The sequence below is a fragment of the Pontimonas salivibrio genome (genome assembly GCF_002950575.1).
GTDB classification, from domain to species: Bacteria; Actinomycetota; Actinomycetes; order Actinomycetales; family Microbacteriaceae; genus Pontimonas; species Pontimonas salivibrio.
The window spans coordinates 1,170,058-1,194,000 of the sequence record NZ_CP026923.1 but is presented as its reverse complement, the minus strand read 5'-3'; the positions used below and the strand labels follow the sequence as shown (position 1 = coordinate 1,194,000).

At 59.3% G+C, this 23,943-nt stretch carries 27 protein-coding genes; 21 read left to right on the top strand and 6 right to left on the bottom strand.

Annotated elements, in window-relative coordinates; genetic code table 11:
- Window positions 1–30: 30 nt before the first annotated feature.
- Complete coding sequence (gene lexA, locus C3B54_RS06005) at window positions 31–666, bottom strand: transcriptional repressor LexA (protein ID WP_104913688.1); 636 nt, start codon at window positions 664–666, stop codon at window positions 31–33.
- A 206-nt stretch (window positions 667–872) separates the two neighbouring features.
- Between lexA and C3B54_RS06000 the strand changes: the two genes are divergently transcribed.
- The 6 genes from C3B54_RS06000 to C3B54_RS05975 all read left to right on the top strand — a co-directional run bounded on the left by C3B54_RS06000 (window position 873) and on the right by C3B54_RS05975 (window position 5,199).
- Window positions 873–1,205, top strand: a complete 333-nt coding sequence (locus C3B54_RS06000; protein ID WP_104913687.1) for a LysM peptidoglycan-binding domain-containing protein — start codon at window positions 873–875, stop codon at window positions 1,203–1,205.
- A gap of 51 nt (window positions 1,206–1,256) precedes the next feature.
- Entirely contained in the window at window positions 1,257–2,369 is a 1,113-nt protein-coding gene (locus C3B54_RS05995) for a histidinol-phosphate transaminase (RefSeq protein ID WP_170006132.1), read from the top strand.
- Complete coding sequence (hisB, locus tag C3B54_RS05990) at window positions 2,366–2,965, top strand: imidazoleglycerol-phosphate dehydratase HisB (RefSeq protein ID WP_104913685.1); 600 nt, start codon at window positions 2,366–2,368, stop codon at window positions 2,963–2,965. The genes C3B54_RS05995 and hisB overlap by 4 nt, the downstream gene beginning before the upstream one ends.
- A gap of 2 nt (window positions 2,966–2,967) precedes the next feature.
- Complete coding sequence (gene hisH, locus C3B54_RS05985) at window positions 2,968–3,603, top strand: imidazole glycerol phosphate synthase subunit HisH (RefSeq protein ID WP_104913684.1); 636 nt, start codon at window positions 2,968–2,970, stop codon at window positions 3,601–3,603.
- Between the two features lie 110 nt (window positions 3,604–3,713).
- Entirely contained in the window at window positions 3,714–4,460 is a 747-nt protein-coding gene (gene priA, locus C3B54_RS05980; RefSeq protein ID WP_104913683.1) for a bifunctional 1-(5-phosphoribosyl)-5-((5-phosphoribosylamino)methylideneamino)imidazole-4-carboxamide isomerase/phosphoribosylanthranilate isomerase PriA, read from the top strand.
- Window positions 4,447–5,199 carry an SseB family protein gene (locus C3B54_RS05975; RefSeq protein WP_104913682.1) on the top strand — a complete coding sequence of 251 codons (753 nt, stop codon included), beginning with the start codon at window positions 4,447–4,449 and terminating at the stop codon, window positions 5,197–5,199. The genes priA and C3B54_RS05975 overlap by 14 nt, the downstream gene beginning before the upstream one ends.
- A gap of 96 nt (window positions 5,200–5,295) precedes the next feature.
- Here the strand turns inward: C3B54_RS05975 and C3B54_RS05970 are convergent, their stop codons facing one another.
- The 3 genes from C3B54_RS05970 to C3B54_RS05960 all read right to left on the bottom strand — a co-directional run bounded on the left by C3B54_RS05970 (window position 5,296) and on the right by C3B54_RS05960 (window position 6,444).
- A complete protein-coding gene (locus tag C3B54_RS05970) occupies window positions 5,296–5,643 on the bottom strand; it encodes a DUF1844 domain-containing protein (protein WP_104913681.1) in 348 nt (115 codons plus the stop codon).
- A gap of 126 nt (window positions 5,644–5,769) precedes the next feature.
- Window positions 5,770–6,126, bottom strand: coding sequence for a helix-turn-helix domain-containing protein (locus C3B54_RS05965; RefSeq protein ID WP_104913680.1), 357 nt, complete (start codon window positions 6,124–6,126; stop codon window positions 5,770–5,772).
- A 12-nt stretch (window positions 6,127–6,138) separates the two neighbouring features.
- Window positions 6,139–6,444: a type II toxin-antitoxin system HigB family toxin gene (locus C3B54_RS05960; protein ID WP_104913679.1), complete on the bottom strand. Its 306-nt coding sequence runs from the start codon at window positions 6,442–6,444 to the stop codon at window positions 6,139–6,141.
- 294 nt (window positions 6,445–6,738) lie between these two features.
- Between C3B54_RS05960 and infC the strand changes: the two genes are divergently transcribed.
- The 15 genes from infC to C3B54_RS05885 all read left to right on the top strand — a co-directional run bounded on the left by infC (window position 6,739) and on the right by C3B54_RS05885 (window position 22,217).
- Entirely contained in the window at window positions 6,739–7,335 is a 597-nt protein-coding gene (gene infC / locus C3B54_RS05955; RefSeq protein ID WP_104914301.1) for a translation initiation factor IF-3, read from the top strand.
- Between the two features lie 24 nt (window positions 7,336–7,359).
- Window positions 7,360–7,554 (top strand): 50S ribosomal protein L35, encoded by a 195-nt coding sequence (gene rpmI, locus C3B54_RS05950; protein ID WP_104913678.1) that lies wholly within the window; start codon window positions 7,360–7,362, stop codon window positions 7,552–7,554.
- A 26-nt stretch (window positions 7,555–7,580) separates the two neighbouring features.
- The gene (gene rplT, locus C3B54_RS05945; protein ID WP_104913677.1) at window positions 7,581–7,946 is read left to right on the top strand and encodes a 50S ribosomal protein L20; all 366 of its coding nucleotides are present in this window, start codon (window positions 7,581–7,583) and stop codon (window positions 7,944–7,946) included.
- A gap of 186 nt (window positions 7,947–8,132) precedes the next feature.
- On the top strand, window positions 8,133–8,954 hold the full coding sequence (locus C3B54_RS05940) for a TrmH family RNA methyltransferase (RefSeq protein WP_104913676.1): 822 nt from the start codon (window positions 8,133–8,135) through the stop codon (window positions 8,952–8,954).
- A gap of 76 nt (window positions 8,955–9,030) precedes the next feature.
- Window positions 9,031–10,071 (top strand): phenylalanine--tRNA ligase subunit alpha, encoded by a 1,041-nt coding sequence (gene pheS, locus C3B54_RS05935; protein ID WP_104913675.1) that lies wholly within the window; start codon window positions 9,031–9,033, stop codon window positions 10,069–10,071.
- Window positions 10,072–12,588, top strand: coding sequence for a phenylalanine--tRNA ligase subunit beta (pheT, locus tag C3B54_RS05930; protein ID WP_104913674.1), 2,517 nt, complete (start codon window positions 10,072–10,074; stop codon window positions 12,586–12,588).
- Between the two features lie 38 nt (window positions 12,589–12,626).
- Window positions 12,627–13,691: an N-acetyl-gamma-glutamyl-phosphate reductase gene (argC, locus tag C3B54_RS05925; RefSeq protein WP_104913673.1), complete on the top strand. Its 1,065-nt coding sequence runs from the start codon at window positions 12,627–12,629 to the stop codon at window positions 13,689–13,691.
- On the top strand, window positions 13,688–14,863 hold the full coding sequence (argJ, locus tag C3B54_RS05920) for a bifunctional glutamate N-acetyltransferase/amino-acid acetyltransferase ArgJ (protein ID WP_104913672.1): 1,176 nt from the start codon (window positions 13,688–13,690) through the stop codon (window positions 14,861–14,863). Before argC ends, argJ begins: the two co-directional genes overlap by 4 nt.
- Window positions 14,864–14,867: 4 nt before the next feature.
- A complete protein-coding gene (gene argB, locus C3B54_RS05915) occupies window positions 14,868–15,803 on the top strand; it encodes an acetylglutamate kinase (RefSeq protein WP_104914300.1) in 936 nt (311 codons plus the stop codon).
- Window positions 15,800–16,723 carry an ornithine carbamoyltransferase gene (gene argF, locus C3B54_RS05910; protein ID WP_104913671.1) on the top strand — a complete coding sequence of 308 codons (924 nt, stop codon included), beginning with the start codon at window positions 15,800–15,802 and terminating at the stop codon, window positions 16,721–16,723. Before argB ends, argF begins: the two co-directional genes overlap by 4 nt.
- Window positions 16,724–16,820: 97 nt before the next feature.
- The gene (locus C3B54_RS05905) at window positions 16,821–18,014 is read left to right on the top strand and encodes an argininosuccinate synthase (RefSeq protein WP_104913670.1); all 1,194 of its coding nucleotides are present in this window, start codon (window positions 16,821–16,823) and stop codon (window positions 18,012–18,014) included.
- 62 nt (window positions 18,015–18,076) lie between these two features.
- Window positions 18,077–19,540, top strand: coding sequence for an argininosuccinate lyase (argH, locus tag C3B54_RS05900; protein ID WP_425440302.1), 1,464 nt, complete (start codon window positions 18,077–18,079; stop codon window positions 19,538–19,540).
- A gap of 198 nt (window positions 19,541–19,738) precedes the next feature.
- The gene (locus C3B54_RS05895) at window positions 19,739–20,110 is read left to right on the top strand and encodes a type II toxin-antitoxin system RelE/ParE family toxin (RefSeq protein ID WP_281256231.1); all 372 of its coding nucleotides are present in this window, start codon (window positions 19,739–19,741) and stop codon (window positions 20,108–20,110) included.
- A complete protein-coding gene (locus tag C3B54_RS05890) occupies window positions 20,103–20,528 on the top strand; it encodes a helix-turn-helix domain-containing protein (RefSeq protein WP_104913669.1) in 426 nt (141 codons plus the stop codon). Before C3B54_RS05895 ends, C3B54_RS05890 begins: the two co-directional genes overlap by 8 nt.
- A gap of 9 nt (window positions 20,529–20,537) precedes the next feature.
- Entirely contained in the window at window positions 20,538–22,217 is a 1,680-nt protein-coding gene (locus C3B54_RS05885; RefSeq protein WP_104913668.1) for an alpha/beta fold hydrolase, read from the top strand.
- 112 nt (window positions 22,218–22,329) lie between these two features.
- Here C3B54_RS05885 and C3B54_RS05880 read toward each other — a convergent pair whose 3' ends face one another.
- The gene (locus C3B54_RS05880) at window positions 22,330–23,073 is read right to left on the bottom strand and encodes an amino acid ABC transporter ATP-binding protein (RefSeq protein WP_104913667.1); all 744 of its coding nucleotides are present in this window, start codon (window positions 23,071–23,073) and stop codon (window positions 22,330–22,332) included.
- The gene (locus tag C3B54_RS05875) at window positions 23,073–23,933 is read right to left on the bottom strand and encodes an amino acid ABC transporter permease (RefSeq protein ID WP_104913666.1); all 861 of its coding nucleotides are present in this window, start codon (window positions 23,931–23,933) and stop codon (window positions 23,073–23,075) included. Before C3B54_RS05875 ends, C3B54_RS05880 begins: the two co-directional genes overlap by 1 nt.
- Between the last annotated feature and the right edge of the window lie 10 nt (window positions 23,934–23,943).

Below are 23,943 nucleotides of genomic sequence, written 5' to 3'. Positions count from 1 at the left end.
GTGTCGCGAGTACAGCGTGCCGCTAAGGCCCTAGTCGACCTTACGCAGGACGGTGACGACCTTGCCCAGAATGGTGGCTTCATCACCCAAGATGGGTTCATAGGCTGAGTTTTGGGGCAACAGCCAGGTGTGGCCATCTCGCTGTTTAAAGACCTTGACTGTGGCTTCGCCGTCAAGGAGAGCAGCAACAATCTCGCCATTTTCTGCAGTCTTTTGTTCCCGAATGACCACGTGGTCGCCATCGCAGATGGCGGCGTCAATCATCGAATCTCCGACCACGGTCAACATGAACAGGTTGCCGCTGCCCACCCACTGGGTGGGCAGGCTGACGATTTCTTCCACGTGCTGTTCGGCGGTGATGGGACCACCGGCGGCGATGCGGCCCACCAGGGGGATTGGCACCATGTTGTCTTCCAAAGAACTGACGGGGGCGACTGGCGCATCGGCTTCGGGGGTCAGGCGAATGAGGACCTCGAGGGTTCGCGCCGTGCCGGGGTGGCGCCTGATGTAACCGGCGCGCTCAAGCTGGCCCAACTGGTGGGACACGCTCGAGGTTGATGTGAGGCCGGTGTTCTCACAAATCTCTCTCATGCTCGGGGGAACCCCCCTGGAGTCGAGACTGTGCTCGATAAAGGCCTGGATGCGCTGCTGCTGTGGGGTCAACATAAGCACCAGGTTAGCGCGTTTCGAACACTTTTGTGAAACATTCTTTCGAACGTGTCGCGCCAATGTCAGTGGTCCCCGGTGAAATTATCTGCGTTCGGTAGTTGACAGCGTCAGCATTCGAACATATATTCGAAACAGAGATTCGCTCCCGATCCTCCCGGCCGAGGATCGGGAGCGGAACTCAACAGCCAGACAAGGAGAACACCATGTCCCTCACCACACTGACTAGCCCCGCCCCGACTGCCAGCGCGCCGCTTCGTATTACCCGGCGCGGACGCCTCGTTCTCGTGGGCCTGATTTCTCTGCCCGTGTTGGTGATGTCTTTGCTCTTTGCCACCCCGGGTGCTCAAGCAGGCGCGGAAGACGGCACCGTTGAGCTCTACACGGTTCTCGCCGGCGAGTCGCTGTGGGACATCGCAGAGGACATCGCACCGGAACAAGACCCGCGCGTGGTCATTGATCGTCTGCTGAGTGCCAACGGTCTGACAGCAACAGGACTTCAGCCGGGTCAACAGCTGATTATTCCCTCCGGCTTATAGGCTGCAGCGATAACCCCCAACCTCGGGGCTGGCGGCCCGTACGATGGGGTTGTGGAACTTTCCGACCTGCCCATCCGAGATGACCTTCAAGGGAAATCTCCCTACGGTGCCCCCATGATTGACGTTCCCGTCACGCTAAACGTCAACGAAAACACCCACAGTGTTCCCGCCGAGGTGCGAGCGAGCATCCTTGAGGCACTTTCTGGGGCACTGGAGAACATCAATCGCTACCCGGACCGCGAATTTGTCGCCTTGCGCCTGGCGCTAGCCGACTATGTGAACGACGGTGCGAAAGGGCACAGCGCGCCGGTCACCCCCGAGTCAGTCTGGGCGGCAAACGGGTCCAACGAGGTGTTGCAACACGTCCTGCAGGCTTTTGGTGGTCCGGGGCGAAGCGTGTTGGGCTTCCCGCCCACCTACTCGATGCACCCCATCATCGCCGAGGCCACCGGAACCCAGTGGGTCACTGCTGCCCGCGACGCCGATTTTGAGATCTCTCCTGCCACCGCAGTGGCTGCCGTAAAAGAGCACCAACCCGACGTGGTGTTTTTGTGTAGCCCCAACAACCCCACCGGGACGGGCGTGTCTCTGGAAACCATCGAAGCCACCTACGACGCGAGTGATGCGATGGTGCTCGTCGATGAGGCCTACATTGAATTCGCTCCGGATGATCACCCCTCAGCCCTGCGGTTACTAGAAGGCCGGCCGCGGCTGATGATTTCTCGCACGATGAGCAAAGCCTTCGCCTTTGCCGGGGCACGGCTTGGGTACCTGATTGCTGATCCAGCCGTAAACGACGCGCTCCGACTGGTGCGACTGCCCTATCACCTCTCCGCCCTCACCCAAGCAGCCGCCACCGCTGCCCTAGCGCACCACAGCACCATGCTCGCTACCGTCGAGCAAATTCGAGAGCAACGAGACCGCCTTGTGACGGAACTCACCAAAATGGGCTACACCGTCTGGCCATCGCTGGCGAACTTTGTCCTCTTCGGGGGAGTGGTAGACCCTCACGCCACCTTCAGGGGCCTTCTCGAGCGTGGGGTTCTCGTGCGAGACGTCGGAATCGAACACACCCTTCGGGTGAGTGCGGGCACACCCGAGGAGACCAGCGCTTTTCTTGAGGCTCTCAGCGATGTTGACGCGCTGGCTAGACTGGAGAAATGACTAGAAGCGCCAGCATCCAGCGCCAGACCAGTGAATCCACCGTCAGTGTGAGCCTGAACCTGGACGGCACCGGGGAAAACAGTATTTCTACCACGGTGCCCTTTTTCGACCACATGTTGACCGCACTGTCCAAGCACTCATTGATCGACCTCACCGTGGAATCCCACGGGGATACCGACATTGATGTCCACCACACCGTGGAAGACACGGCCATTGTCTTTGGTCAAGCACTGCGTGAAGCACTCGGCGATAAAGCCGGCATTTCACGCTTTGGTGATGCCCTGGTGCCGCTCGATGAGGCGTTGGCCAGAGCGGTCGTTGACGTATCCGGAAGGCCCTACTTGGTGCACACCGGTGAACCAGAAGGGTTCGAACACCACCACATCGGGGGTCACTTCACCGGTTCTCTGGTGCGCCACGTCTTCGAAGCCATCACCATGCACGCCATGTTGACCGTGCACGTGAGTGTGTTGGCGGGGCGAGACCCCCACCACATCGCGGAGGCCGAATTTAAAGCCTTCGCCAGGGCTCTGCGCAAAGCGATTGCTCCCGACACCAAAGTGACGGGTATTCCCTCCACCAAAGGGGCGCTCTAGTCGTGGCAACCACACCCCACGTCGTCGTCTTTGACTACGGCTCGGGAAATGTCCACTCTGCGGTGAAAGCGCTCGAGCGGGCCGGCGCCAGTGTGTCGCTCAGCGCCCATCGCGAAGACGCCATGAATGCTGACGGCTTAGTGGTCCCCGGAGTGGGGGCTTTCGCCTCTGTAATGGAGGCACTGGGTAAAAAGCGTGGCGGCGAAATCATCGAACGCCGACTCGCGGGCGGACGGCCCGTATTGGGTATTTGTGTGGGATTGCAGATCATGTTTGACCGCGGGGTGGAACACGGTGTGGACACCCCGGGTCTTGCGCAGTGGCCCGGTGTAGTCGAAAAACTTGATGCTCCGCGGCTGCCGCACATGGGCTGGAATACCGTGGATGCCGCGAGCGGCAGCGACCTTTTTGCCGGTGTCGAGCACGAGCGTTTCTACTTTGTGCACTCCTACGGCGTGACCCAGTGGAGTCTTGAACCCGGCCCACAATTTGTGGCCCCGAAGGTGAGTTGGAGCGAACACGGCCAACGGTTCGTGGCCGCAGTAGAAAACGGCCCACTCAGTGCCACACAGTTTCACCCCGAAAAATCGGGCGATGCGGGAATCCAGCTCTTGACCAACTGGCTCGGGCGCCTATAGTAGGTGGGTCAGTCCGGCCTGTGCCCCTAAGGGAAGAAATGGGCCCGGTTGCTGCATCTGAACACTCTGAACGCTTTCCGACGCGACACTGAGGGAAAAATCCGCACACTATGGCCGTTTCTTCTACCCCCAAGTTGGTCCTTCTGCCCGCCGTTGATGTCGCTGACGGCAAAGCCGTCCGACTCACCCAAGGGGAAGCAGGCACAGAAACCGCCTACGGCGACGCTGTCGCCGCCGCGGAAGAGTGGGCCCGCCTGGGAGCCGAATGGATCCACCTGGTCGACCTCGATGCCGCGTTTGGTCGCGGATCCAACCGCGGCACCATCAAAAAGGTCGTGAAAGCGGTAGGGAAGAAACTCAACGTCGAACTCTCCGGCGGAATCCGTGACGACGAGTCGTTAGAAGACGCCCTCTCCACCGGTGCCGTGCGAGTAAACCTCGGTACAGCAGCCCTAGAAAACCCTGAATGGACCGCCCACGTCATCGCCGAATACGGCGATGCCATCGCGGTGGGGTTGGATGTGCGCGGCGAAACCCTCGCCGCCAGGGGATGGACACAAGAAGGCGGCAACCTTTTTGATGTGCTCGAGCGACTAAACGACTGCGGCTGCGCACGTTTCGTGGTGACAGATGTGACCAAGGATGGCACCATGCGTGGACCCAACGTGGAGCTGCTTCGCCAAGTATTAGAAAACACCGACCACTCGGTGATTGCCTCGGGAGGTATTTCCAGCCTCGATGACATCGCCGAGTTACGCGAATTGGTGCCGCTGGGTCTTGAGGGAGCCATTTTGGGTAAAGCCCTCTACGCCGGTGCCTTCACGTTGACCGAAGCGCTCGACGTTGCAGGCCGCTGACTCAGCAGGAATCCCCTTTGATGGCCGAGAATTTCGGCCACACCCCTTCGCGGGCGATGATGGCAGCGCGCCGGAGCGTGTAGCCGAAGCGCTCGATCGTTGGTCCAGAGACCCCTCCGGGGCTGCGCAGTCAGAAGTAGTCGAATCTCTTCGAGACAGCCGTGTGCTCGTGCCACTCATTGCCGAAGCCGGAGATTTTGGCCACACTCCTGAGGGGCGTGTGGTGGAAAAAACACAAGAGCTCTCGATTGTTACCGTCGAAGGTCCTGACGGCCAGCCAGTGGGCCTCATGTTTTCTGATGTGGAATCGATGGCGAATTGGCGGTCAGAGGCGAGACCACAGCCGGTGGAAGCGCTCCGCGCTGCCGCCTGGGCTCTAGAAGAAGGCCTCACCCGGTTGGTCATCAACCCGACCACTTCCACCGAGTGTGTTCTTCGCCGAGGGGCTTTGGTCGCATTAGTGGCCTCACAGCCCTACACGCCGCCGTGGGAAGACCCCGAAGTGCTCGACGCCATTGTTCGGGGGTTAGGCAGTAAAGGGATCCTGCTTTCCGTGCGAAGCGGCTGGGGTGAGCCGCCAGCACCGGGGGCTGACCTCATCGTCGAGGTGGGTTTAGAGCCGGGTTTGAATCACGCGGAACTTGCCCAACTCCACAGCCAATGGTCGAGCGCGTGGGGTGGGGAAGTGGTGTTAAACCAGAGAGTTGACGGCATGCGCCTGGAAATTATTGCCCTCTAGGTCAGAAAACCTGGTTGTCGTGTCGCGCATTGTTCGGGCTGGACGGCAGTAGCGCGAGGATTATGGGGGCCGTCTGGCAGGTGTGAAACCAAGTGGTTAGTTGACCGGACCGGTGTATTTCTCGCCGGGGCCCTGGCCGGGAGCATCCGGGTAGGTGGACGCTTCGCGGAAAGCCAATTGCACGCTGCGCAGGCCGTCTCGTAACACTCGCGCGTGGTGGTCACCAATTTCTGGTGCCGCGGCGGTGATCAAGCCGGCCAAAGCGGTGATGATCTTTCTCGCCTCGGCTAGGTCAATTTCTTCTTTGGGATTGTCCGACAGGCCACATTTGACGGCTGCCGCAGAGAGCAGGTGAACACACACTGTTTGAATCAGTTCCACCGCCGGCACATCGCCGATGTCGCGCTCGGCATCCAACAGTGCTTCTTCTAATTCGTCGCTCATTGCTCTCCTTCAGACGTTCCCCCAGAGTATCGGCCCTTCTTCTGGGCTTTCTTTGCACCCGGGACCACACTTTGTGTTGGCGAATGCAACAACGCGGTTGTTCCCGCCGTTCGAGGGTGGCTGCGATCAGGCAATCAGTGCTTCTGCCGGTATTCCCAGCTCCCGGTGCAAGTTGCGAATCATCCGGATGCTTAACGGGCGTTTTTTGTTGAGGACTTCGTAGACGCGGCTGGTACTGCCGATAAGTGGGGCGAGGTCGCTGACGGCTAGACCACTTTGTTCCATCCGAAAACGGATAGCTTCGACAGGATCGGGTGGGCTAATCGGGTGGTGCTTGGCTTCGTATGCCTCTACCAAAGTGGCAAGAACATCGAGCTGTTCACTCTCCGGTGTCCCGGGTGCGGGATTGGCGTCCATAAGCGCCTCAATTGTTTCTAAAGCGGCGTGGAGATCTGTTTCGTTGCGAATCGGATGGATAAACATTTCTTGTCCCTTCTACTTCCGCCATTTGACGGTTTGCGCGTCGATTTGGTCATATTCTGCGTGGGTTCCAACGAACTTGATGTAGCAAATTTGAAGGAGGTAGTCGATGGCGACTACCAGGCGATATTTGTTTCCTGCGATGTTGAATACGACCCGGCCGCTTTGCAATACGCTTGCGTGGCGATAGAGGGCCTTAATGTCAGAGGGGCTTTCCCACTGTGCGTGCCGAGCTTCTTCGAACCATGCCCTCAGAGGTTGTTCTGCGTCGCCGTGCCGGTCCCAAAAATCCCGAAGACTTGATATTGCGATTACCCTCACACACTGAGGATAGTCCCATTTTGGGACTTGCGCAAGGGTGTTTTTCCAAGGTGTGCTGAGCGGAGTGTCGGGAGAGCGCCCTGTGCATAACTCCCCACTCGGGACGTGCACCTGCTACCCTTAGGGCGTTACTCATCCGAGTAACAGTGAAAGTGGAGAAGACTCCCACCTAGGTATACCGAATATCACGGTTTCCGGGTCGTTGTACTCCGTCGGGCAACCGGCAGCGTGAAGGGTACAGGGGGATACGTCCCCCGGGGACGACACTCGCACTCTCGCTGGTATCACGTGTTGATGTGTGTGAAAGGAGCCCCCATCAGCGATCCACGAATCAACGACCGTATCCGAGCAAGCGAAGTGCGCTTGGTCGGGCCCGAAGGGGAACAGGTCGGAGTGGTGCGAGTCGACATTGCATTGCGCCTCGCCCAAGAATCCGACTTGGACCTGGTTGAGGTTTCACCCAACTCGAACCCACCCGTAGTGAAAATCATGGACTACGGCAAGTTCAAGTACGAAGCCGCACAAAAGGCCAAAGAGGCCCGCAAGAACCAGGCCAATACGGTGTTGAAAGAAGTGCGTTTCCGCCTCAAAATTGACACCCACGACTACGAAACCAAGCGCAAAAGAGCTGAATCGTTCCTCAAGCAGGGCGACAAAGTCAAAGCAATGATCCTGTTTCGAGGACGCGAGCAGTCGCGACCCGAACAGGGTGTGCGCCTGCTGCAGCGCTTCGCCGAAGACGTGGCCGAATTTGGGCAAGTGGAATCCACACCCACCATCGACGGACGCAACATGGTCATGGTGATTGGACCGTTGAAGTCAAAGGCTGACCAGAAGCAACAGGCACGTAAAGGCCAAGAGGCTCCGGCCTCGGGCGACACCAGCGAGTAAGGCAACGAGGAGAAAGGCCACACAATGCCTAAGCAGAAAACCCACTCAGGGGCGAAAAAGCGTTTTCGCGTGACCGGTAGTGGAAAAATCATGAAGCAGGGTGCGGGTATGCGCCACAACTTGGAACGCAAAGAAACCAAGCTCACCCGTCGACTCAACAAAGACCGTGTCATCGCACCCGAAGACGCCAAGGTCATCAAGAAGCTACTCGGTAAATAGACCGACAACCAGGAAAGGTGTGAATCATGGCACGTGTTAAGAACGCGGTAAACGCGCACAAAAAACGCCGGGTTGTCCTCGAACAAGCCCAGGGCTACCGCGGGCAGCGCTCCAGGCTGTACCGCAAGGCCAAAGAGCAGGTCATCCACTCGCTCAACTACGCCTACCGCGACCGTCGCGCTCGCAAGGGTGACTTCCGTCGGCTGTGGATTCAGCGAATCAACGCCGGGGCACGCCAAAACGGCATGACCTACAACCGTTTGATTCAAGGCCTGAACCTCGCGGGTGTGGGTGTGGATCGCCGCATGTTGGCTGATTTGGCCATCAACGACGAGAAAGCGTTCAGCCAACTCGTCGCTGTCGCAAAGGCGGCTCTGCCCGAGCAGCGCTAACAACACTCGGTATTAAGGTGTGGGGCTCCGGGTTTGACCCGGAGCCCCACACCTTTATCGGCACAGTGTGATCAGCGCAGTGTGATGAGCACTGGGTTATCGCCACCGCTGTGTCGATGGACTATCAGCTCTCCCTTGGCGTTTATTCGCCCGGTGTTCACCTATCCGACATAACCTGAGGACGTCATGATTGACAACCCGCGTTCACCCCGCGTCAGAGCGGTAGCGAAGCTTGCCAAAAAATCCCGCCGTCACGAAGCGGGAATGTTCCTCGTGGAAGGCCCCCAGGCTGTTCGGGAAGCCCTTGCCCATAGGGCAAGTGACGTCATCGATGTATTCATGACGGAACAGGCGGCTATGCGCCACCAGGACCTCGTGGACCTAGCTAGCGGCGCCGGTATTGAGGTCGAAACTGTGACCGACGAAGTGCTTGAACAGATGGCGGACACGGCCACCCCACAAGGGGTAATCGCCGTGCACCACATCGTGCCCTTCACGCTTGACCAGGTACTCCAGGGAACCCCGCGACTGGTGGTCGCACTCGACCGGGTCAGTGACCCGGGCAATGCCGGCACCATTATTCGTGTGGCGGTCGCTGCGGGAGCTGACGCCGTCATTGTCACCGACGAATCGGTGGATATTTACAACCCCAAGGTTGTCAGAAGCACCACGGGCAGCCTCTTTCACATTCCTTTCGTCACCGATGTGGAATGGTCGGTTGCCGAGAGTGCTTTGCGCGCTGCCGGCCTGCAGGTGGTCGCCGCCGACACCTCAGGTGAATCTCTGCCTGATGTGGCGGAATCTGGTGGTCTTTCCACCCCCACGGCGTGGCTGTTTGGTAACGAAGCACACGGGCTCGCCCAGGACGTGCTGGAGCGCGCTGACCGTGTGGTCTCCGTACCCCAATACGGTCCCGTCGAGTCGATGAACCTTGCCACGGCGGCCGCCGTGTGTCTGTTCCAATCCGCGTTTGCCTTGCGCGGCCACCCTGGCTCTCCACAGGGGTAACCCTCCGCTTTCTTCTTCGCCCCGAGTGCCAGTGACGGGCTCACCGAGGCGGTCTTGCCCAGTAGACTGGGCGCTCGTGTCCGAGGTCGAAGAAATCAACGAAGCTGCCATCCAGCAGGCGGTCGATGCTGCCCTCCAGGCGATAGAGCAGGCAGACACTCCCGAAGCCCTTCTGGCAGTGCGAAGTGAACACCTGGGGGACGCCTCGGTGTTGACCAGGTTGCACGCGACACTGAAAAACCTTCCTCAGGATCAGCGGGCTGCCGCCGGGAAGCTTGTGGGCGGGGCGAAGGCCACACTGGCCCAGGCTTTTGACGCCAAACAGGTGGTGGTGGAGCAGGCCGCAGAAGCCGCCCGGCTCCAGGCCGAAGCTCTCGATGTCACCGCGATTGCCCCCAAAGGTCTACCCGGAGCCAGACACCCCCTCAGTGTGTTGATGGAAGCCATGTCGGATGTGTTTGTCCAGATGGGGTGGGAAGTCGCTGAAGGGCCTGAACTAGAGCACGAATGGTTCAACTTCGATGCGTTGAACTTTGATGCGGATCACCCCGCCCGGGCACTGCAAGACACGTTTTTCATCGACCCGATCGATCGGCACCTCGTGCTTCGCACGCACACGTCGCCGGTGCAAATTCGCTCACTCTTGAGCCGCGAGCTTCCCGTCTACGTGGTGGCACCCGGCCGGGTTTATCGCACCGACGAGCTTGACGCCACCCACACACCGGTGTTCCACCAGATTGAAGGCATCGCCATCGATCGGGGTTTGACCATGGCCCACCTCCGGGGCACGTTGGACCACCTTGCGCGGTCAATGTTTGGAGATGAAGCCAAAGTGCGGCTTCGCCCCAACTATTTCCCCTTCACCGAACCCAGTGCGGAGATGGATATCTGGCACCCCAGCTTTAAAGGTGGTGCCCGGTGGATCGAATGGGGTGGCTGCGGCATGGTCAATCGAAACGTCCTGGCCTCAGCCGGAATCGACCCCGACGAATATCAAGGTTTTGCGTTTGGAATGGGTATTGAGCGCACCCTGATGTTTAGAAACAACGTCCAAGACATGCGCGACATGGTCGAGGGTGATGTGCGCTTCTCTCAAGGCTTCGGGATGGTGGTCTAAATGCGCATCCCGCTGTCTTGGCTGTCCGAATACGTCACGAGCCCCACGCCGCTCAGTGCCGAATCACTCCACGACGCCTTGGTGTCGGTGGGACTTGAAGAAGAAGATGTCCACCGCTTCGAAGTCACCGGCCCCGTCGTGGTGGGTGAAGTACTCGAGTTCGTTGATGAACCACAGAGCAACGGCAAAACCATTCGCTGGTGCCAGGTGCGCGTTGCACCGGGTGATGCCGAGGGGTCAATCCGAGGCGTTGTCTGTGGCGCACACAATTTCTTTGTGGGCGACAAAGTGGTGGTGTCGCTGCCCGGAGCGGTACTCCCGGGTGGGTTCGAGATTTCGGCCCGAAAAACCTACGGTCACCTCTCAGACGGCATGATCGCCTCCGCCAAAGAATTAGGCCTCGGCGAGGATCACGCCGGAATCTTGCGCCTTGTGGAAATGGGCCTCGACCCCGATGTGGGTACCGACGCGAAAGAGTTGTTGGGCTTAGATGATGTCGCGGTCGAGGTAAATGTCACCCCCGATCGTGGCTACGCGATGTCCATTCGCGGTATTGCCCGCGAATACCACCACGCCACCGGCCATGACTTTGTGGACCCCGTGACGACCGTCACACCGGTTGTGGCCCAGGGTTTTGAGGTTCGGGTGGACGACCAGGCGCCCATTCGCGGTGTTCCCGGTTGCGAGGTATTTATTGCCCGGAGTGTGATGGGGATTGATGCGACCGCACCGACACCGCCGTTTATCCAGAGCAGGCTGTTGCTCGCCGGAATTCGCTCGATTTCTTTGCCGGTGGATATCACCAACTATGTGATGTTGGAATACGGCCAACCCCTTCACGGTTACGACCTCGATCGACTCACCGGGGGAATTACGGTTCGCCGGGCAGTAGCCGGTGAAAAACTCACCACCCTCGATGACCAGGTGCGCACGCTGGATGCCGAAGATCTGCTCATCACCGACGAGTCGGGTCCTATTGGCATGGCAGGGGTGATGGGTGGTGCTCAGACTGAATTGGGTGATTCCAGCACCAATGTGCTGATCGAGGCGGCCTGGTTTGATCCGGTGTCTATTGCGAGGACGGCGAGACGCCACAAACTGCCCAGCGAAGCGTCAAAACGCTTTCAACGCGGAGTCGACCCGCTGGTCGCTGAAGCGGCTGCGCAGCGAGCCGTGGACCTCCTGGTGGCTTACGCCGGGGGAACCCCCGGCGAATTGGGCGCCAGGCTCATCGACGACGCCGTGTCGACAATGCCCGTCATTACGTTTGAGCCCGACTCGGTGGAATCCCTGGTCGGTATCACCCTCCCGCATCCCCAGATCGAGGCAATCCTCACCGACATTGGCTGCGAAGTCGACACCACCGGTACCCGGGCGGTCGGCTCCTGGCAGGTCACGCCACCCAGTTGGCGCCCCGACTTGGAGGACTACCCGACCCTCGTGGAAGAAGTCGCCCGAATTGCCGGGTTTGACAGCATTCCCTCCGTGTTGCCGCCGGCACCCTCCGGTGCCGGGTTGACGCCTGTTCAACAGGCGAAGCGTCGAATCACACAAGGGCTCGCCCACGCTGGCCTCACCGAAGTGCTCTCCTACCCGTTTGTGGATTCAGGAGATAACGCGCGGTGTGGTGGGGTGAGTGAAGACCGCCAGGTGCGGGTGGCAAACGCTCTTGACCCCCAGAAGGCCGTGCTTCGCACCAGCCTGCTGCCGGGACTCATCGACATTGCGCAGCGCAACGTATCCCGCGGGCTTGTAGACCTCGCACTGTTCGAGGCGGGAAGTGTGTTCCTCCCACCAGAAACCCTCGGGACGGCAGATATTGCTCCGGGGGCAATGCGTCCCGACCAGGACACCATTGACCAGATGAACCAGTCGCTACCCCACCAGCCGTGGTGGGTCAGTGGAGTGTTTATCGGACACCAACGCCCCCGAGGGGTGGATCAGCGCTCAGAGTCCGCCAGCATTGCCGACGCATTAGACGCTGCGAGGACCGTGGTCGCCCTTGCCGGTGGACAGTTGGAGGTCGAGCAAGGAAGCCATCCGGCCTTCCACCCGGGCCGAGTGGCGACGCTTCTTGTGGCCGGGCAGCCCATTGGTGTTGCCGGGGAGTTGTTGCCCACGTGGTGTGTGGAGCGGGACCTACCCCGAAGGGTGGCGGCCTTCGAAATTGACGGTTCACAGCTCATCGAACGAGTCGGGAATAGCCCCCACACTGTGGATTCGTTGTCGGCCATGCCGGCAGCAACCCAAGACATTTCTGTTGTGGTCGATCGCAGTGTGCCGGCAGCGACCGTTCAGGCCGCGATTGCTGAAGGCGCGGGAGAGCTGTTGGAGCACATTGTCCTGAGCGATGAGTATGTGGGGGAGGGGATTCCCGAGGGGACGCGCTCGCTGACTTTTGCCCTTCGCTTCCGCGCCGATGATCGTACGTTGACTCAGGCGGAAGCAACGGAAGCGAAATCCCACGGCGTGGCCCGCGCCGCTGAGCTCTGCGGTGCACGCCTTCGCGGCGAGTAGCCACAACCCTGCTTCATCCTCTGGCTTAAGCTGAGACTATGACTCGTATCGCGGTAGTGGGCGCCAGCGGCTATGCCGGGGGCGAGATTGCCCGACTGATTTCCTCACACCCGCACTTCGAGTTGGGGACACTCACGGCCGATCGAAACGAAGGGCGTCCAGTCCGCCAGGTTCACCCACACCTGCGCACACTCGGTGATCAGACCTTTTCCGGCATCGACATCGACGTCTTGAGCGCCCACGACGTCGTCGTGTTGGCTCTACCCCACGGGCACTCTGGTGCACTTGGAGAGACACTGGCTCACGCGCGACCGGAGCTCACCCTGGTGGATTTGGGCGCTGATCGGCGACTCAACGACCCTGAGGCGTGGGAGCGCTACTACGGCGGTACCCACTACGACCCTTGGGTCTATGGCATGCCCGAGCTTGTCTTGGCAGATGGTCAGACCCAGCGTTCACGACTGGCTGGCGCGACACGCATTGTGGCACCAGGGTGCAATGCCACTGCGGTGACCCTCGCACTGGCGCCGCTGATTCGTGCCGGCCAGATTGAGCCCGCCGATATTGTCTCGACGCTGTCGGTGGCACCCAGTGGTGCCGGGCGCGCCCTGAAAGAGGAACTCCTCGCCTCCGAGCGGCTATCGTCAGCGGCCGCCTACGCGGTAGCGGGCTCCCACCGCCACATTCCAGAAGTGATTCAAAACCTTAGTAATGCCCGGGTCTCTGGCGTCAGCGAGGGCATGAGCGTGAGCCTCACACCGGTCTTGGTTCCCATGTCCCGGGGTATTCTCGCGGTGAACACCGCCCGGGTCGCCCCCGGAAATACTGGAAAAACACTGCATGACACGCTAGTTCAGTCATATGGCAGCGAAGCGTTCATCGACGTTCTGCCTGACGGGGAGCTCCCTGGCACCGGCAGTGTCCTCGGCTCCAACACGGTGGCCTTAGGTATTGGGCTTGACCCCGCCACCCAGAGAGTCACCGTGGTGAGCGCTATCGACAATCTGTATAAGGGCACGGCCGGTGCGGCCGTGCAATCTCTCAACATTGCTCTGGGTCTGGAAGAAACGGCCGGGCTTGAGTCAAACGGGGTGGCCCCGTGAGTGTCACCTACCCCAAAGGGTTTCGAGCCGGATCTGTTGCCGCGGGGCTCGCCGCGAGAGGCGGTGTGGATTTGACCGTGGTGGTGAACGATGGACCCACATTCGACGCAGCGGCCGTCTTCACCAGCAATCGCGCCAAAGCCCATCCCATTCGCTGGTCGATGGCAGCTATCGATGACCGCCAGGCCAAAGCGATTGTGTTGAACTCTGGTGGGGCAAACTGTTTCACCGGGCCGGAAGGGTTCGCATTGACCCATCGCTCGGCAGAACACACCGCCGAGACTCTGAGTGTTGTCGAGGGCTTCGACGTGAGTGCATCAGATGTGCTGGTGTGTTCGACTGGACTTATTGGTGAGCCACTGCCAGCCGGGGCCGTCATCCAGGGCATCGAGGTGGCCATTTCGCACCTCGATGACTCACCGGAGGCAGGAAAACAATCTGCTCAAGCGATTATGACCACTGACACGGTGGTGAAAACGGTGGAAAAAGAACGTGATGGTTGGCGCATCGGGGCGATGGCGAAAGGTGCTGGGATGTTGGCACCTGGCCTCGCCACGATGCTGGTGGTCATCACCACCGACGCCAAGGTGGATGGCGACACGGCTGATGCGGCCCTCCGGGCCGCCACTGCGGCCAGTGTTGACCGCCTCGATTCTGACGGGTGCATGTCCACAAACGACCAAGTGACCCTCATGGTTTCTGGAGCAAGTGGTGTAGCACCAGAGTCGTCAACCTTTGAGGATCTGCTTCTGGAGGTGTGTGTTGATCTCGCCCAACAGCTCCAACGGGATGCTGAGGGCGCTAGTCACGACATCACGATTGAAGTGATTGGTGCTGCCTCGGAAGCAGATGCTGTGGCGGTGGGTCGTGCGGTGGCGAGGAGCAACCTGTTCAAAGCGGCCATCTTTGGTGGCGACCCCAATTGGGGTCGCATTTTGGCGGCAATGGGAACAGCCGAAGCTGATTTTGTTGTTGATGCGACAGATGTGTCGATCAATGGTGTTCGTGTAGCCAGTGCGGGGATGCCCGATCAACCCCGCAGCGCGGTGGATTTGAGCCCCCGGGAGACCCACATTCTCATTGACCTGAAAGCCGGTGGCCACAGCGCCAGCATTTGGACAAATGACCTGACCCACGACTACGTGCACGAAAACAGTGCCTATTCCAGCTGATCTGATGATTAATCCTGAGCCGCGTTTCCACGACGCCCACGTTAAAGCCCAAACCCTCATTGAGAGTTTGCCGTGGCTGTTGCGCTTTGGCGGTCACACCGTGGTGGTGAAGCTTGGTGGCAATGCGATGGTGAGCGAAGACCTGTTAGATGCGTTTGCTGCCGACATGGTCTACCTGCGCACGGTGGGGGTGATGCCCGTCATTGTTCACGGTGGTGGTCCCCAAATTTCCGAGGCTCTGAAAGCTCGCGGTATTGAGAGTGAATTTCGTGGCGGCTACCGGGTGACCAGCACAGAGGCGATTCCCATCGTTCGAGATGTGTTGCGGGAAGAAATTTCCGCCGACGTGGTGGCGCGTATTGAACGCTACGGGGTGACAGCCAGGGCGCTCAACGGTTTCGATGAGGGGCTTTTTCACGCCACCAGGCGCGGCGCCATGATCGACGGCCACGAAGTGGATTTGGGTCACGTGGGAGAGGTCACTGAAGTAAACCCCGCAGTGGTGCGCACCCTGTTAGAGGAAGGCGCGATTCCGGTGATTTCGTCACTCGCTCCCGAACTGGGCAGTTCCGGTAATGGCGCGGAGGGCGCCACTGTGCTGAGCACTGAGTTGAACACTGGGCTGAATGTGAACGCCGACCAGGCCGCCTCCGCGCTTGCCGTGGCGCTCGGGGCTTCGAAACTGATTCTGCTGACTGACGTGCCAGGGCTGTATGCCCACTGGCCAGACACCTCCGAAGTGATTTCCACCATCACGGTGTCTTCCTTGGAGGCGATGTTGCCCGAATTAAAATCGGGCATGATTCCCAAGATGACCGCCTGTCTCGAAGCAGTCCGGGGTGGTGTGGAAAAAGCGGCCATCATCGATGGCAGGCTAGGCCACTCAGTCTTACTCGAAATATTCACCCCCACAGGCATTGGAACCGAGGTAGTGGCATGACCCGACACTTTTTACGAGATGACGATGTCACCCCTGAAGAACAGGCCGAAATTCTCAGCCTCGCGGGCCAGATGAAAGCGCAGCGCTTCGAACATCGCCCCCTGGAGGGGCCACAGACGGTCGCAGTCATTTTCGACAAGTCGTCGACGAGGACCAGAGTGTCCTTTGCGGTGGGTATTGCCGACTTGGGGGGCACTCCACTGATCATCTCGACGGCGTCTTCGCAGCTCGGCGGGAAAGAAACACCGGCCGATACCGCGCGGGTGTTGGAGCGAATGGTGGCCGCCATTGTCTGGCGCACCTACGGTCAAGAAGGCTTAGAGGAAATGGCTGATGGCACCACTGTGCCCGTCGTCAACGCCCTGAGCGACGACTTCCACCCCTGCCAGTTACTCGCTGACTTGTTGACCATGCAAGAAAAATTGGGAACGCTTCAAGACCGTGTGGTGTGTTTCAGCGGTGATGGCCGCTCCAACATGGCCCAAAGCTACCTTTTGGCGTGTGCGGCCGCGGGAATGCACGTGCGCATTGCCTGCCCCGAACAATTCGCCCCACGCGCCGACGTGGTGGCCGATGCGGAGCGCATCGCCCTACAAACGGGGGGCAGTGTTCGGGTAGGAGTAGACCCAGAAGAACTCGTCGCCGGTGCCGACGTGGTCGTCACCGACACGTGGGTGTCGATGGGGAAAGAAGATGAAAAAGTACAGCGGGTGAAAACCTTCACTCCCTATCAAGTCACCGACCAGCTGATGGCACTCGCGAAACCCGGAGCCCTGTTTATGCACTGTCTACCGGCCGACCGAGGGTTTGAAGTGGAACAGTCCGTCATTGACGGACCACAGAGTGTGATTTGGGACGAATCCGAAAACCGTTTGCACGCCCAAAAAGCCCTGCTGGCGTGGTTATTGGAGCGCGCGTAGCGACGCTTCGCCGGCGGTAGGATTGAGCTAACTCCCCACCTGGCCCTCCCTATCGTGGTCAGTGCGCCACCGGGAGTGCGAGCCGAGAGGAAACCCCATGTCAGAACGCGTCGTCCTTGCCTACTCCGGAGGCCTTGATACTTCAGTAGGAATCGGGTGGTTGAAAGACCAGACCGGTAAAGAGGTCGTCGCGCTTGCCGTTGATTTGGGTCAAGGCGGCGAAGATATGGACACTATCCGCCAGCGCGCCTTGGACTGTGGTGCGGTGGAATCCATCGTTGTCGACGCCAAAGACGAATTCGCCAACGATTTCGTGATGCCGGCACTGAAAGCAAACGCTCGGTACCAAAAGCGCTACCCACTGGTTTCTGCGCTATCCAGGCCCGTCATCGTGCGACACCTGGTGCGTGTGGCTAGGGAACTCTCCTGCGACACCGTCGCCCACGGCTGCACCGGTAAAGGAAACGACCAGGTCCGCTTTGAAGCCGGTGTGTTGGCTCTCGCGCCTGAACTGTCCAACATTGCCCCCATCAGGGATCTTGCCCTGACCCGCGATAAAGCAATCGCCTACGCCGAAGAGCACAACCTTCCCATCGAGCAGAGCAAGAAAAACCCTTACTCGGTGGATAAAAACGTGTGGGGTCGCACCGTGGAGACTGGCCCACTGGAAGACCCGTGGTCGGCACCCGGTGAGGACGTGTGGGAATACACCCAGACTCCCTCAGGGGATAAGCCAGCCGATGAAGTTACCATTACTTTTGCGCATGGCATCCCTGTCGCACTGAATGGGAAAAGCGTCACCCCCCTGCAAGCCATTCAGGAACTCAACGCCCTCGCCGGACCCCACGGTGTGGGACGCATCGACATCATGGAAGACCGCCTGGTGGGCATTAAGTCCCGCGAAGTCTACGAAGTACCCGGTGCGGAAGTGCTCATTAACGCCCACGAAGAGTTAGAAAACTTGGTGATGGAGCGTGATGTGAACCGCTACAAGCGCAGCATCGAAGCCGACTGGTCGCACCTGGTCTACGACGGCCTGTGGTACTCGGGGCTGAAGCGCTCGCTGGATGCGTTCATCGACGAAACCCAAAAACCAGTCTCCGGTGAGGTGCGGGTGAGTATTCACCAGGGCGCGGCTGTGGTGACCGGACGTAAATCCGAGCAAAGCCTCTACGACTTTGACCTCGCGACCTACGACACCGGTGACACGTTCGACCAATCCCACGCCAAAGGCTTTATCGAATTGTGGGCATTGCCTGGCAAGATTGCGGCTAAGCGCGACAGCAAATAACCACGGGGCGTAAAGCCCCCAGTGGCTGTCACGGGTCACGAATCGAGAAGGGCGCCACAACCATGAGCGAAAAACACTCCCGTGGTGACAGTGGCGCGAACGACGGTATGGCTGAAGGTAGAAGCGAGGGCACACACGAGGGCAGCCTGTGGGGTGGGCGGTTCCAGGACGGGCCGTCCTACGAGATGCAACAGCTCTCGCGCTCCACACATTTCGACTGGCAATTAGCCGCTTACGACCTTGAGGCCACTGCGGCTCACGCCAAGCAGTTGCAGGTGCACGGCTACTTGGAGCCTGAAGGCTTAGCTACAGTTCTTGCCACGCTCGAATCCATGCGAGAAGACTTTCTCGAAGGCCGGTTGGTGGCCAAGCCGGACGACGAAGATGTTCACGGCGCCCTCGAGCGTGAACTCATCCAGCGGGTAGGCCCAGAACTGGGTGGCGCGATTCGCGCCGGACGCAGTCGAAACGACCAAATCGCCACCTTTGTCCGGATGTATTTACGCGACCGCTCCCGGGCGATTCGCCACATCCTCATCGAAGTGGTGCGCATCCTGATCCTGCGCTCAGAAGAGGCCGGGGAGCGGGTGATGCCCGGTCGCACGCACTTCCAACACGCACAGCCGGTGTTAGTCGCTCACTTCCTGCTCGCCCACGCCTGGCCGCTGGTGCGAAACATTCAACGCCTCGATGACTGGTCGGTGCGCAATAACCTTTCGCCCTATGGCGGTGGTGCGCTCGCCGGTGGGGGCCTTGGGCTAGACCCGGAAGCGGTCGCCCGAGAATTGGGCTTTGATGGGGTACTGCCCAACTCGCTTGATGCCACCAGTGCGCGCGACAGCGTCGCCGAATGGGCGTATGTGGCGGCACAAATTGGTGTGGATATTTCTCGGCTGGCCGAAGAGATCATCGTCTTTTCCACCGCAGAGTTTGGTTACGTCACCCTCCACGACGCCTATGCCACCGGGTCGTCGATGATGCCTCAGAAGAAGAACCCCGACATCGCTGAGTTGGCCCGGGGTAAGTCGGGTCGACTGATCGGCAACCTGACGGGTCTACTCACCACGCTGAAAGCGCTTCCTCTGGCGTATAACCGTGACCTGCAAGAAGATAAAGAACCAGTGTTTGATTCGGCAGAAACGCTGTTGGTGACGCTCCCGGCGATGGCAGGTTTGCTGGCCCACCTCGAATTTGATTACGACCGGATGGAGAGCCTCGCCACTGCGGGGTATTCCCTCGCCACAGATGTCGCTGATTGGCTTGTCGTGCGCGGTATTGCCTTCCGCGAGGCACACGAAATTGCGGGTGCGCTGGTGCGAGCCTGTGAGCAGCGCGGTGTGGGCTTAGACGAGCTCACAGATGACGAGTATGTGGCCGTGTCAGCCCATTTGGACCCGTCGGTGCGAGACATTTTGAGTGCGGGGGAGTCGGTGTCGAAAAAGAACGGCCCCGCGGGGACAGCACCGCAGTCTGTTGCCGCTCAACGGGAAGCGTTGAGGCGACTAGTCGAGGGTCTCGACACCTAGATCCTCTGCCCGCTCGGGTGACGGAGTACTGGGCGCCGAGTGTTTCCGCACTACCGCTTGGACTGCCGCTGTAGGTCCCGCTGTCCACAGGGGGCTTTCGGTGCGCTGCTTTTTCCCTGCGAGCTGCCAGCGGGTTCTCTTGTGGCAACCCTCTGGCATTCTGAGCAAAGGAGTAAATAAACCTTTTATGTTGTAATCTTGGGGCGTGGTCGCATTTCTTCTGTTTGGCACATCAACACCTCCCGCATTGAGGGGTGGCTATCGACACTTGCGCCTAGAGGGGCGGAACGCTTGATTGCTCTCTTAGGGATGCTGGCGACACACGGTCCCCAATTAGGGCGACCCTACGTGGGCAAAATTGTGGGCTCGCGCTATTCGAATATGAAAGAGCTGCGTCTCACTGGACTCGAGGGCCGCCAACTGCGGGTGCTGTGGTGTCTTGATTCAGGTCGTCACGCGGTGATGCTTCGCGCAGGCGATAAAACTGGCCAATGGGACAGTTGGTATTCCCGCGAAATACCCATGGCCGATGCTGCTTTCGATGACTACCGGAGGACTAATAATGAGTGACGCCGAGAGCGAATTGGCGCAGTTGAGTGACCGTTTGCGCCTCAGCTCCGAGTCAATCAGGCGCGAACGTGAATCCCTCGAAAAAGAGCGCACTGCATACCAATTACGGGCTCTGCGTCGAGCCCGGGGGTTGACACAGGTTGAGCTGGCAGGGCGGCTGGGAGTCAGTCAAAATCGTGTCTCCCGTCTTGAGCGAGGAGAAATTCAGCGGGTGCGCATCGATACCCTTGCCCGCTACGTGGAGTCGCTTGGTGGCTCACTGCAAATCGAAATGCGCGTGGGCGACGCGCATTACCCCCTCGTGGTGGCCCACGAGGAAAGCGTCACGGAGCCATCCGGCGCAGACCCATCCAATGCAGACGAATCCTCCGAACCCGCCGCGCCTCTCTGGCAGGAGGCCACCACACGAGGGCGATAGCGTAGAGGAATGCCACTCAAACCTCTTTCCGCTATGGGGGCTTTGCTCCCGGTCGTCCTGGTCGTATCGGCATGTCAAGGACCGGCCACCCCACTCGCGGGTAACGCTGACGCTACGACCCCGGTCGACATTGATAGCTATTACGACCAAGAGATTTCCTGGGGCGAATGTGACGCCGAGTGGTTGATCGAACCCGACGTGGCAGCCAGTGGTTTCGTGGACGCTGACGTCACCTGCGCCACCGTGGCCGTGCCCGCCGTCTATGAGGATGTCTCCGAAGCAGTACCTGACTTCGAGATCGCGATGATGCGCCGAGAAGCAACCGAGCGCTCGATGGGCGCGATTTTTATTAACCCTGGCGGTCCCGGAGTGTCCGGGGTGGGCCAAGTGCAATTTTCAGACTTTCCAGAAGACCTCACCGACAATTTCGACATCATCGGCTTTGACCCGAGAGGGGTGCAGTATTCCGGGTTTGCCGACGGCACCGATATTCGCTGCTCCGATGTGACCGACTTCATCACCTACTTCGAAGAAGGCTCACCCGCCAACGAAGAAGAACTCGACGCCGTCGTCGAAGTACTCGACGTCCACTATGAAACCTGCCAAGAAGACAACCCCTACTGGTGGACACTCTCCACCAACAACGTGGTGGCCGACCTCGACATCATGCGCGAAGTGGTCACCCCCGGTGAACCACTGAACTTCATTGGTTCGTCCTATGGCACCACCATCGCCGGGCGCTACGTCAGCACTTTTCCCGACCATGTCGGAAAAATTGTGTTCGATAGCCCCACCACCGTGGATACTGACCGGATTGCCAGTCGGCTCGAAAAATTGGCCGCCGATGAAGAAAAACTTGCTGGTCTTGTCCAAGGCTATGCCGATAACCAAGAAATCAGTTTCGACGAAGCCTGGGATACCGTGCTCGAGCTGCGCCAACTCGCCGACGACGACCAGCTCTACGGTTTTGCGGGGATTGAACCGGCCGGGGAATTCGAAGACACCCAAATCAGCTCGGAGTCACTGTTTACCCGAGGTATCGCGGCCCTGAACTACCTACCCGAAGAAGACGCACAAGCGTATTTCAACCAAGCCATATTTGATGCGGTGCAATACCGCTGGAATGGCACCTTTGAATGGTTTGCTTTCTGGCTTGACGGTTACGAGCCCGATAGTTTGTATGGCGAGAGCCTGGAGGAAAAAGAAATCGCTCGCTCCAACGAGTTCGAGATTCGGGTGATCGTCAACACCATGGACTTCTCCCAGCCGCCCCTCGGTGAGGACGAGCAGCGAGAGTTTTCCCGCAAAGCAGAGGAAGTCGCCCCCATGCTCACTGCCTTGTATTCGGATGCCTCCGGCTACGAATACTTTGGTCCCCCCAAAGGCCTCAGTTGGTACCAACTGGCGATCGATAACCCGGAAATCCCTGACCCACCGACAGAGCCGTTCGTGCCGTCAAACCCCTCCGGGGAAGACCTGCTGATCATCGGGTCCCTCTACGAATCCGTGACCCCGTTTAGCTTTGCGGAGGACACCGCAGAGACCCTCGGGGCAACACTCATTTCGGTGGAATCGGAAATCCACGCGCCTGCCGGTAACTACACCAACGACTGTGTCAACCGGATTCTGGTGGACTATTTCCTCGACCGCGGTGAAATGGCACCGGTGACCTGTCCGGGGCAATCATGAGCCTAGAAACCATTGCCATAGGTTTGGCGATTACCGTAGTGCTCATTTTGGCCGGCGGGGCGATGGCCCTTGCGGCAAAAATTCCTCGCGACGGTCGTTGAGGACGGAATCCTTAGCGGTTATTGAACCGGTGCAGGAACTCCTTGGTGCGGTCCTTGGTCGGTGATTCAAAGATCTGCTGAGGCGAACCCTGTTCGCAGATCACACCCTGGTCGAGAAACACCACCTGGTCGGACACGTCTTTCGCAAAATCCATTTCGTGGGTGGCCATGACAATGGTGGTGCCATCTTCTTTCAAGGTGCGCACCAAGTCGAGCACTTCGCCGACCAATTCAGGATCCAGCGCACTCGTAATCTCATCCAGAAGTAACACTTCGGGGTTAGTGGCAATCGCGCGGACCAAAGCCACCCGTTGCTGCTGGCCGCCCGAGAGTCGGTCGGGAAACGCTTTGGCCTTATCGGCGAGCCCCACACGCTCCAACAGGCGCATTGCGGTCGCTTCCGCCTTGGCTTTGGGTGTGCCAAAGACTTCGGTGTCCGCGAGGGTGATGTTTCTCAGCACACTGAGGTGGGGAAAAAGGTTGAACTGTTGGAAGACGACACCGATCCGGGCACGGACTGTGTCCACATTCACCCGAGGGTCAGAAATATCGTCACCGCTTAGCCACATCTGCCCGTCATCTAACTGCTCCAACAGGTTGATGCAGCGCAACAGCGTGGATTTACCCGACCCACTGGCGCCAATCAGGGCGACGACGTCGCCCTGATTCACGGTGAGGTCGATGGAGTCCAGAACGACGTGGTCACCAAACTCTTTTCGCACACCACTAAGGGCGAGAACCGGGGGAGTGGACATTAGACGGTTGATCCTGCCTGCTCGCGGTCTCGAAGCCTGGCCGAATACCAGTCGGTGAGCCTGATCATGGGAAGGGCCATCAGAACAAACAAGAGTCCTGCGAGGACGTAGGGGGTGAAGTTAAACGCTTGCGCGGTTTCGATTTGGGCTGCACGCACCGCATCGACCGCACCGAGGACAGAAATCAGCCCGACATCTTTTTGCATGGCGATGAAATCGTTCATCAGCGCGGGCGTGACTTTACGAATGGCTTGTGGCATCACGATCATGCGCAGCGTTTGACCGTAGTTCAGACCCAGTGATCTGGCGGCGAGACGCTGTGAGGGGTGCACGGATTCAATACCGGCACGAAATACTTCAGAGACGTAAGCCGAATAGGTCAATATCAGTGCGATGGTGCCCCAAAACTCGAGGGGCATTCGAGGCAGCGCACCGAGACCGGGAACGCCAAAGCCCACCAGGTACAACACGATGATGAGCGGCATTCCCCGAAACAGGTCGGTATAGCCGGCGGCAAAAGCCCGGAGGGGAAAAAATACGGGGCCTCTGAGGGTGCGAAGTGTTGCCAGTAGGAGGGCAATGATCAGCACACCAATGGCGGCAAAAAACAGCACGCGGATGTTCAGCCATAAGCCTTCGATGACCCGAGGCCAGGCGCCCACCAACACGTCGACGTTGAAAAAGGCCTGCTGCACTCGTTCCCAGCCTGGAGTGTTGATGACGGTGAAATAAATCACCACCGCGAATACCAGAGTGCTGCCAAAAGAGACCGCTACGGAGCGGCCAGATTGTTTTTTCCGAAACGCCCGGCGCTCGAGCTCAATAGGGCTCGGGCGCCGGGCAGCGGATTCCACACTCACGAGTCGGTGA

What these genes read in the sequence shown, in the direction of transcription:
- C3B54_RS05890 (WP_104913669.1), top strand. Translation starts at nt 20,103, where the DNA reads ATGAGTGACGCCGAGAGCGAATTGGCGCAGTTGAGTGACCGTTTGCGC.
- rpmI (WP_104913678.1), top strand. Translation starts at nt 7,360, where the DNA reads ATGCCTAAGCAGAAAACCCACTCAGGGGCGAAAAAGCGTTTTCGCGTG.
- C3B54_RS05965 (WP_104913680.1), bottom strand. Translation starts at nt 6,126, where the DNA reads ATGTTTATCCATCCGATTCGCAACGAAACAGATCTCCACGCCGCTTTA.
- argB (WP_104914300.1), top strand. Translation starts at nt 14,868, where the DNA reads ATGATTAATCCTGAGCCGCGTTTCCACGACGCCCACGTTAAAGCCCAA.
- hisB (WP_104913685.1), top strand. Translation starts at nt 2,366, where the DNA reads ATGACTAGAAGCGCCAGCATCCAGCGCCAGACCAGTGAATCCACCGTC.
- argF (WP_104913671.1), top strand. Translation starts at nt 15,800, where the DNA reads ATGACCCGACACTTTTTACGAGATGACGATGTCACCCCTGAAGAACAG.
- lexA (WP_104913688.1), bottom strand. Translation starts at nt 666, where the DNA reads ATGTTGACCCCACAGCAGCAGCGCATCCAGGCCTTTATCGAGCACAGT.
- C3B54_RS05905 (WP_104913670.1), top strand. Translation starts at nt 16,821, where the DNA reads ATGTCAGAACGCGTCGTCCTTGCCTACTCCGGAGGCCTTGATACTTCA.
- argH (WP_425440302.1), top strand. Translation starts at nt 18,077, where the DNA reads ATGAGCGAAAAACACTCCCGTGGTGACAGTGGCGCGAACGACGGTATG.
- C3B54_RS05885 (WP_104913668.1), top strand. Translation starts at nt 20,538, where the DNA reads ATGCCACTCAAACCTCTTTCCGCTATGGGGGCTTTGCTCCCGGTCGTC.
- C3B54_RS05880 (WP_104913667.1), bottom strand. Translation starts at nt 23,073, where the DNA reads ATGTCCACTCCCCCGGTTCTCGCCCTTAGTGGTGTGCGAAAAGAGTTT.
- C3B54_RS05970 (WP_104913681.1), bottom strand. Translation starts at nt 5,643, where the DNA reads ATGAGCGACGAATTAGAAGAAGCACTGTTGGATGCCGAGCGCGACATC.
- priA (WP_104913683.1), top strand. Translation starts at nt 3,714, where the DNA reads ATGGCCGTTTCTTCTACCCCCAAGTTGGTCCTTCTGCCCGCCGTTGAT.
- infC (WP_104914301.1), top strand. Translation starts at nt 6,739, where the DNA reads ATGTGTGTGAAAGGAGCCCCCATCAGCGATCCACGAATCAACGACCGT.
- C3B54_RS05940 (WP_104913676.1), top strand. Translation starts at nt 8,133, where the DNA reads ATGATTGACAACCCGCGTTCACCCCGCGTCAGAGCGGTAGCGAAGCTT.
- argC (WP_104913673.1), top strand. Translation starts at nt 12,627, where the DNA reads ATGACTCGTATCGCGGTAGTGGGCGCCAGCGGCTATGCCGGGGGCGAG.
- pheT (WP_104913674.1), top strand. Translation starts at nt 10,072, where the DNA reads ATGCGCATCCCGCTGTCTTGGCTGTCCGAATACGTCACGAGCCCCACG.
- C3B54_RS06000 (WP_104913687.1), top strand. Translation starts at nt 873, where the DNA reads ATGTCCCTCACCACACTGACTAGCCCCGCCCCGACTGCCAGCGCGCCG.
- rplT (WP_104913677.1), top strand. Translation starts at nt 7,581, where the DNA reads ATGGCACGTGTTAAGAACGCGGTAAACGCGCACAAAAAACGCCGGGTT.